The organism is Streptomyces sp. SID4985, assembly GCF_009863025.1.
Classification (GTDB): Bacteria; Actinomycetota; Actinomycetes; order Streptomycetales; family Streptomycetaceae; genus Streptomyces.
The window spans coordinates 1-5,741 of record NZ_WWIR01000353.1; the positions used below are offsets into that span (position 1 = coordinate 1).

General features: G+C 73.0%; 6 protein-coding genes. 3 read left to right on the forward strand and 3 right to left on the reverse strand.

Features of this window, described 5'->3' with window-relative positions; all coding sequences use genetic code 11:
• Positions 1–478: 478 nt before the first annotated feature.
• Complete coding sequence (locus tag GTW40_RS15110) at positions 479–1,063, forward strand: hypothetical protein (RefSeq protein ID WP_161180712.1); 585 nt, start codon at positions 479–481, stop codon at positions 1,061–1,063.
• A gap of 60 nt (positions 1,064–1,123) precedes the next feature.
• Here the strand turns inward: GTW40_RS15110 and GTW40_RS15115 are convergent, their stop codons facing one another.
• Positions 1,124–2,662 carry an FAD-dependent oxidoreductase gene (locus GTW40_RS15115; RefSeq protein WP_161180713.1) on the reverse strand — a complete coding sequence of 513 codons (1,539 nt, stop codon included), beginning with the start codon at positions 2,660–2,662 and terminating at the stop codon, positions 1,124–1,126.
• Between the two features lie 84 nt (positions 2,663–2,746).
• Here GTW40_RS15115 and GTW40_RS15120 point away from each other — a divergent pair, with 84 nt between their 5' ends.
• On the forward strand, positions 2,747–3,388 hold the full coding sequence (locus GTW40_RS15120; protein WP_343245706.1) for a TetR/AcrR family transcriptional regulator: 642 nt from the start codon (positions 2,747–2,749) through the stop codon (positions 3,386–3,388).
• Between the two features lie 138 nt (positions 3,389–3,526).
• Positions 3,527–4,270, forward strand: coding sequence for a GntR family transcriptional regulator (locus GTW40_RS15125; RefSeq protein ID WP_161180715.1), 744 nt, complete (start codon positions 3,527–3,529; stop codon positions 4,268–4,270).
• Here GTW40_RS15125 and GTW40_RS15130 read toward each other — a convergent pair.
• The gene (locus GTW40_RS15130; protein ID WP_161180716.1) at positions 4,248–5,000 is read right to left on the reverse strand and encodes a class I SAM-dependent methyltransferase; all 753 of its coding nucleotides are present in this window, start codon (positions 4,998–5,000) and stop codon (positions 4,248–4,250) included. The genes GTW40_RS15125 and GTW40_RS15130 overlap by 23 nt on opposite strands.
• Positions 5,001–5,023: 23 nt before the next feature.
• Positions 5,024–5,741: hypothetical protein (locus GTW40_RS15135; RefSeq protein WP_237525522.1), on the reverse strand; the 718-nt coding region annotated here is incomplete at its 5' end.

The window sequence follows — 5,741 nt, forward strand, 5'->3', positions numbered from 1 at the left end:
GTCCGCGCGGGCCGCCGCCTCGCCGGGGGCCGACTCCGGGCGGTCGGAGGCCGCCGTCACCTCCGTCTCCCGGTCGCCGTGCCGCGTGGAGACGTACGCCTCGGGCATCCTCTGTCCTCGCTTCCCTCGCACCGTGTCCGGCGCGACGGCACCGGTAATCGCCCCAAGGGTGAACACCGGTGTCGCTATTCCCGGAGCCGGCCGGAGTTCACGGGACCGCAATGATCGGAGCGCGGGGCGGAGGGCAGGTCCGGGACGTACCGACACCGGTATGCACACATGGGCCGACCGGGGAAGGCCGAACGGCCCGTCTTTCGGCCAGGCGTGAAGTCGCGGCGCGCACGAGGAGCGAGGTACGCCGTTCGGGGTACGAAACGGGTGGGAACGCTCGTGTGCGTACGCGGGCGGCGGCCGGTCGGCCCCCGACACTCTCCGGGGTGTCCCTGGTCCCCGGCCCCACCGCGGCGAGGAGGTGGACATGCGTACCCGGGTGCGCGGTTGGCGGTGGCGGCGCAATCCGCTGCGGCGCCGGTCCGACGTGGTGGAGGCGTGGACGGTGCTGCTCGTCGCCGTCCTGCTGTGCGTGGTGGCGCCCCTGGCCGGGGTGGCCGCGGGCCTGCACGCCCACGACCGGGCCCAGTCCCGCGCCCTCGTGCAGCGTGCCGAGCGGCACCAGGTGCGCGCCCAGGTGGTCGGTCCGGTCTCCGACACCTCGCCCCTGGTCCACCGCGACCGGGGACACACGTACAGCGCCGAGGTCCGCTGGACCGACCCGGACGGCACGACCCGCACCACCCTGGCCCGCGTGCCCGCGGGGACGCGTACCGAGGACACGGTGACGGTCTGGTTCGACCGCCGGGGCCACAGCGTGGCACCTCCGGCGAACGACGTGGCCGTCTGGCAGCACACGGTCACCATGGGCCTCTGCGCCATGGGCGGCACGATCGCCGTCGCCCTCCTCGCCCGCATGGTGGAACGCCGCGTCGCCCTGCGCCGTCGCCTGACCGAATGGGACCGCGACTGGGCCCGCACGGGCCCGAAGTGGACGCGGTTCCGGGCTTGAGACCCGGTTCCCGGGCATGAGTTCCGGCGCCCGCGCTCGAGACCTCTGCCCGGCGCGGGATCAGGCCGCGGCCCGGTCCCGCGCCGCGCCCACGAGGCACTCGGCGATCACGTCGGACAGGTCCGCGCCAAGGTCGGGTTCGCCGTCGGCGGCCCAGCAGACGTATCCGTCGGGCCGGACGAGCAGGGCGACGGCACCCAGGTCCTCGGTGGACGTGGCGCGGACGAGGTCGACGCGGGGCGGGAGCCGGAGCCCGGCCGGGACGATGCCACCCAGGTCGAGCAGCACCGCGTGGCCCGGGGCGAGGAGCGCCGACAGCCGCGTGGGACCGTCCTCGGTGACCAGGTCGGGGTCGGGCACGCGGCCGCCCGTGAGCGGGTGGTCGCCGGGCAGGTCGTAGCGCAGCGAGAGGCCGGACATCAGGCCCGCGATGTGACGGTTGGCGTCGGGCAGGCGCAGCAGGTCGGTGACGATGTCGCGCAGGGCGGCCACGTCCTCGCCGGGGTTCGGGTCCGCGAGGACGCGCTGGGCGGAGGTGTGGTGCAGGACCTGGGCGCCGACCGGGTGGCGCTCGGCGTGGTAGGTGTCCAGGAGGGCGCCCGGCGCCCGGTCCTGGAGGACGGCGGCGAGTTTCCAGCCGAGGTTGAACGCGTCCTGCATACCGAGGTTGAGACCCTGGCCGCCCAGCGGCGGGTGGATGTGCGCGGCGTCGCCCGCGAACAGGACGCGGCCCACACGGTAGTTCTCCACCTGCCGGGTGGCGTCGGTGAACCGGGAGGCGTTGTCCACGGCACCCAGGGTGGTCTCGGGCCCGTACACGGCGTGCAGGGCGGTGGTGATCTCCTCGGGGGTGACGGGGCTGTCGCGGGAGGTGTCGGCCTCGCCCGCGCGTCCGAAGGTGATCCGGTACCGGTCGCCGCCGAGCGGGGCCAGCATGGCCCAGTAGCCGCCCCCTTGCCGGGTGAGGGTGCTCATGTGCCCCAACTTCCGTGGCACCAGCGGCGATACGGCGGTCAGATGGATGTCGGCCAGCACCGCCTGGTGCGTCCCGGGCCTGCCGGGAAACGGCACGCCGAGCAGCTTCCGCACGGTGCTGTGGCCGCCGTCGCACGCGACCAGATACCGCGCCCGCACCCGCGTTCCGTCCCCGTCCCCGCCCCCGTCCGCCGTCACGAGCACGCCGTCGTCGTCCTGCTCGACGCCGGTGACGGCGGTGCCGCGCAGCACCCGCGCCCCGGCGGCGGTCGCCCGCTCCTCGAGTACGTCCTCGATCTCGCCCTGGGAGAGGGCGACCGGGAAGGGGTGCCTGGTGTTCCAGGGGGTGCAGTCCAGCGGCACGGGGAGTGTCGCGAAGTGGCCGCCCACCTGCCCGCGCGGCGCGGCGCGCTTCAGCAGCGGCTCCAACAGGCCCCGGTTCTCGAGCAGTTCGGCCGTGCGGGGCTGCACTCCGCCGCCCTTCACCTGATCGACGCGCTGCGGCAGCTTCTCCAGCACCAGGGTCCGGACCCCGGCGAGGGCCAGTTCGTACGCCAGCGTCAGTCCGGTGGGGCCCGCGCCCACGACGACTACCTGGGCGTCGGCCTCGGTCTCTTTCGGCATCTTCGATCCAATCTCTCGCCTGAGGTTAAATGTATACCAGGTGCAGAAATATTCTCGGGGCAGCTCTCTGTTACGGTGAGCGACGTGGACGGCAAGCCAGGGCTGCGGGAACGGAAGAAGCAGCGGACGCGTGAGGCGATCTCCGGCGCCGCGATCTCCCTGTTCCTGGAGCACGGCTTCAACCAGGTTTCGGTGGCCCAGGTGGCCGAGGCGGCCGAGGTGTCCAAGCGGACGCTCTTCGCGTACTTCCCGACGAAGGAAGACCTCGTCGTCCACAGGCTCGCCGACCATGAGACCGAGCTGGCTCGTGTGGTGCGAGACCGTGCGCCCGGCACCGATCCGCTGAGCGCGGTGCGCGAGCACTTCCTGAAGGGGCTGCGCGAGCGCGACCCGATCACCGGGCTCAACGACCTCCCGCCGGTGCGCAGGCTCCATCGGATGATCCTCGACGCACCCTCGCTGGTGTCCCGGATGGAGCGGTTCAAGACCGTCGCCGAACGCGCCCTCGCCGAGGCCCTGCGGGAGACCGCGGGCGTCCCGGAACTCACCGCGCGCCTCGCGGCGGTGCAGATCGCCGGGGTGCACTGGGCGTTGGCGCAGGACAACGCCGATCGCATGACGTCCGGAGAATCCGCGGACGAGCGCTACGCGGGCGCGGTGGCCGACGCGGAGCACGCCTTCACGTTGCTCGCGCACGGCCTGGGCGACCTGACATCTCGGCGGTAACCCCTCAACTCCCGCTGCACACCGAAGGATTTCGGCCGAACCCCAGGAATTCCCTTCCCAAGTGGTTTAGACCAATGCTAGATACGGTGGCGCAATGAGCCCGAGCGGCTACGTCTTGTCACCGACAGGAGGGGCGGCATGTCCCGCACCACCCCGCACGAATCCCGGCAGAACGACGAGCAGACCCTGTATCAGCGGGTCGCGTCCCGGTTGCTCCACGAACTGCGCGACGGGACGATCCCACCGGGTGAACGGCTGCCGGGCGAGCGACATCTCGCGCGGCACTTCGGGGTCAGCCGAGCGACCGTCCGGCAGGCGCTGGACGTGCTGCGACGGGGCGGAATGCTGAACACCGACCGGCGGGGCAGTCACGCCACGCTGCCCGGGCGGCCGGTCGAGGAGCCGGTGTCGCTCACCTTCCCGGTGGGTACGGTGCCGGCCGGTCCGGGGGCGGTCGACCGGGCGACGGTGACCTGGGAGACACCGCCGCCGGAGCACGCGCGGGCGCTGGGTCTCGCCCCGCACCGGCCGACGCTGGTCCACCGCTATCTGTCGGCGGGGCCGGACGGCCGCTCGCTGCGCACGGCGGTGACCTCGTTCTCGGCGGTGGCGCTGGCCGAGGTCGCGGAGCTGGCGCGCTACCGCGAACGGGCCGACGGAGCCACCCCGGCGGAGCTGGGCCGTGCCTACGACTGGATGCGCAAGGCGGGCCTGACCTTGCACCACCGGGACTCCATCAGCCAGGTGGGCGACGCTTCTTCGGTGCGCGTGACCCGGCGGGTGCGCGACCAGTACGCACGCCCGCTGGAGATCACGGACCTGGTGGTGAACGCCGAAGAGGACACACTGGTCTACGAGTTCACGCTTCCGGCGGCGGGCTGACCTCCGCCGCGCGCCGGGCGACGAGGAGCCGGGCGCGCGGGGCGCCGTCGTCGCGCCGCCCGAACTCGGGCAGGTCCCGCAGCTCGACGGCGAAGCCGGTGCGGGTCAACTCCCGGGTGATATTGCCGAGTCGGAAGGCCCGGTAGTACATGACAAACGGCGGCCGCCACACGGAGTTGCGCACCCGCATCGCCGCGTCGAAGCCGAGCAGCGCCCAGTACGCGAGGCTCGTCGGGCGGGGCGGGGCGAGCACCGGGAAGGCGAAAGTGCCGCCCGGACGCAGGGAGTTGTGGACCTGCCCGAACAACCCCGGCAGCTCCTCGGGCAGGAAGTGCCCGAACGCCCCGAAGCTGACGACGAGGTCGAAGGCGGCCGTGAAGGGCAGCGCGCGGGCGTCCGCGCGCACCCACGCGACGGACGGCTCCCCGGGCCCGGCGGCACGCTCCCGGGCGACATCGAGCATCCCAGCGCTGAAGTCGACCCCGGTGACGCTGCGGCGGCACAGCCCGGTCAGCACGTCGAGCCCGGCGCCGGTGCCGCAGCACAGGTCGAGGCCGTCCTCGTACGGACCGAGCGGGCCGAGCGCCTTCGCGACCGCCTCCAGGACCGGGTCCGGCGTCCGGAAGGGGGTGTGGTCGAACTTCGGCGCGAGCAGGTCGTAGCCGCGCTCCACGGACGAAAGGGCCTGCGCGGCGAGTTCACGCAGGGTGGGACCTTCGGGGCTGAACATGTCCTCAGCCTAGGCCCGCGGGCTCAGTCCCTGAGCCGTTCGAGGGTGGACTTGGTGTCGGTCTTCAGCCAGTCGGTGATGTCGTCGAGGGCGGGTGGCGTCTGGTCGCCGCTGTAGGAGGTGAGGTAGGCGCTGTAGCCCATCGTGTACGTCGTCCAGCCGTCCCGTACCGCGAGGGTCGCGAAGCGGGAGCCGCTGGAGGAGCCGCTGGTGGTGTCCCGGCTCACCAGGTACGCCTCGTCGCCGATGCCCTCGACCGGGCGCACGTCGTAACCCGTGTGGCTGTCGTCGTAGTTCTTCCAGGTGGCGGTGAACTCCGGTGCGGGGTCGGTCTTGCGGTGCAGGTCCAGTTGCAGGGAGAGGTAGGCGTCGGAGTAGGACGAGCCGGTCTTCTTCAGGCCGACGCTGCAGTAACTCTCGTGCAGCGCGGGGTCCTTGAGGGAGCTGTGCGTCGGGGCGGAGCCGGTCGCGGGGTACTCGCCCTTGAACGCCGAGTAGTCGGCGCTGGTGCACAGGTCGGAGGGGGCCGCGTAGCCACGCAGGTCCGCGTCGCCCGGGGCGCCGATCAGGAACACTCCGGCCGCCCACGCGGCGGACGCCACGACGGCACCGACCGCGGCCCACAGCACCGCACGTCCGGCGGCCCCTCCCCCGCCGCCGGACGGCGGGGCGGACGGCCAGCCCGGTGGCGGGCCGTACGGGGCGGGCGGCCCGTAGGGGTGTGCGGGCTGGGCGTAGGGG